The organism is Brevibacillus sp. SAFN-007a (assembly GCF_051967035.1).
Lineage (GTDB): Bacteria > Bacillota > Bacilli > Brevibacillales > Brevibacillaceae > Brevibacillus.
Genome location: NZ_JBQCKK010000046.1, coordinates 1 through 2,379 on the forward strand (window position 1 = coordinate 1; position 2,379 = coordinate 2,379).

Sequence of the window (2,379 nt, forward strand, 5' to 3'; positions counted from 1 at the left end):
TGTCAAGGGTCCGCTACGCCTTACGCCCTTGACTTTATTGGCTTCGAAAAAGATGTCCCAATTAGGGGGATGAAACCATTTCATATATCGGTTGATCGAGTTTACACAAAAACCTTGACAGACCCACATTGTCCGGTCTTCGATTCCCCAATGAAACGTGTAGATCGATTTTGGAAGTGTCGGACAGGAGCGTTCCGCTTAGCGATGCTCTCATCAGAATTTCTGAGTTAATGCTGCCAGATGTTTGCTGGGAGATGTCTATCCCTCTCTCTGCATGTCAACGCCGACTTTATTTTGACCCACCATCGCCGGTTTAGAATCGACCCACCCGGCGATTTTTTGTTGGTTAGGTGGTAGAGGGAGAGCCGTAGGCTCCAGTCCTCATCTTCTCACGAAGCCGGTAACTATTCCCCCTAATGTTGACGATGTGGGAATGGTGTAAGAGCCGATCCAGGATAGCCGTAGCAAGTATCGGATCGCCCATCAGTTCCCCCCATTCACCGAAACTCTTGTTGCTGGTTAACAGAATACTCCCTCTCTCGTATCTTGCACTTATTACCTGGAAAAAGAGGTTAGCTGCCAAACTGTCAAACGGTAAGTAACCAATTTCGTCAATAATCAGGAGCTTTGGTCGAATATAGATGCGTAGGCGTTTATCCAGCCTGTTTTCCGTGTAAGCTTTTCGCAGATCTTCGATGAGTTGCGAGAGACTGACAAAGTAAACGGATATCCCTTGCGAGATGGCTTCTACAGCCAACGCCACCGCCAGATGACTTTTTCCTACTCCGGGAGGCCCTAAGAACAAGACATTCTCGTGTCGGGTTACAAAAGTCATCGTGGCCAGCTCTCGAATCAACCGTTCGTCAATGCTGGGTTGGAAAGCAAAATCGAACTCCTCCAGCGTTTTTCGGTAAGGCAAGTGTGCGAGTTTGGTGCGTACCTCCATATTCCGTTTTTGACGTTCCGCTATCTCTGCATCTAGAAGCATGTTGAGAAAGGACAGATAGGTGGGCTGTCCATGACTTGCCGCTTCCAAATGGGCATCCAAGAGTAGAGCTGCTTGCTGAAGCCCAAGTTCCTCGAGACGTAGCCGTGCCTGTTCCAGTTCGATCATGCTCCCATCCCCGTCAGCTGCTCATAGTCATCCAGCGAACGCACTTCCACTTGCTGCGATGAAATCTGTCGGGCTTGCGGACGTGGATAGGCATATCCTTGAGCAGTCGTAAGACCTGCATACTGGTTTTCACAAAAAACAGTTGCACGGGATCGATAGACCTTTTGGTGTCGAGCAATACATGTGCCGTCGGCCCAAATTTCCACCCACCCATTCACTTCTCGCACGGTTACCTCACGTCCACTGTACCTCCATGGAACCCCATATCGTACACCATCGTAGCTAACAAATCCGTCTCGGCTGACCTGTCTCGGTTCATGCAAGTTTTTTTCCCATCGTTCAGCTGAAGGGATAGGCGACAGATTTTCCTCACGGAGTCGGTCGATGGGACGTTCGCCGGTTGTTCCATGAATACGGCGGTTAATCCGCTCACACCAGTGTAGGGCTTGTTGATTGAGATCCTGTAAATCAACGAAGCGTTTGCCAGGAAGAAAGTTGTTTTTTACGTATTGAACGCCTCGTTCCACTTTTCCCTTTGTTTCGGGGCGTCGAACTTTACATACTTTTGGAACAAGCCCAATCGCTGCAGCAAAATCGGCAAAAAGCGGATGCCAGCGAGGTTTTCGATCATCTCCCATGCCCAGTACGACGGTTTTCATCTGGTCGGTCAGCATTACCTTTGGGATGCCCCCAAAATATTCAAAAGCATGAATCAAGCAACGAAGAAAGCTGTGAATGTCACAACGCTTAGTGAACTCTATATAGGTGGAACGAGAGTACCCCAATACCATGACAAATACCGGCACTTTTCGGACTGTACCGTCCAAATCTACGTAATCACACAGTCCCCAGTCGACCTGTGCATATTCACCAGGTTTCGTCTCGTAACGAAGAACAGCGGGAACTTGTTTGGGAGGACGGAAGTCCTTCACATAGTCTTTCAAGATGGTACGCCCCCCGGTATACCCCTTTTCTCGTAGAAGATCGAATAAAACCTCGCAGTTATAGATACCTTCTTGAAGACGTTCCTGCAGGAACGGTTTATACGGATCAAGCTTGAAACCACGAGATTTACGGGTTCCCTTTTCGGGGGAGAATTCACCCCGGAGATATCGGCGAACTGTATTTCGAGAATGCCCCGTTAGACGGGCAATTTCACGAATACTCTTGCCTTCTGCCCTCATGGTATCTCTAAAGCCCCAAAATTGGATTTGAGTTATCACCCCTTATCTTGTTAATCTGGTATCAGAAGAACAGAGGGGGAT

2 protein-coding genes are annotated in these 2,379 nt (G+C 48.6%); both read right to left on the bottom strand.

The genetic code is table 11. From position 1 onward, the window contains the following. Nucleotides 1–346: 346 nt before the first annotated feature. Nucleotides 347–1,114 (bottom strand): IS21-like element helper ATPase IstB, encoded by a 768-nt coding sequence (istB, locus tag ACTHO6_RS21045; RefSeq protein ID WP_440243783.1) that lies wholly within the window; start codon nt 1,112–1,114, stop codon nt 347–349. After that, complete coding sequence (istA, locus tag ACTHO6_RS21050) at nt 1,111–2,298, bottom strand: IS21 family transposase (protein WP_440243785.1); 1,188 nt, start codon at nt 2,296–2,298, stop codon at nt 1,111–1,113. Before istA ends, istB begins: the two co-directional genes overlap by 4 nt. Nucleotides 2,299–2,379 lie beyond the last annotated feature (81 nt).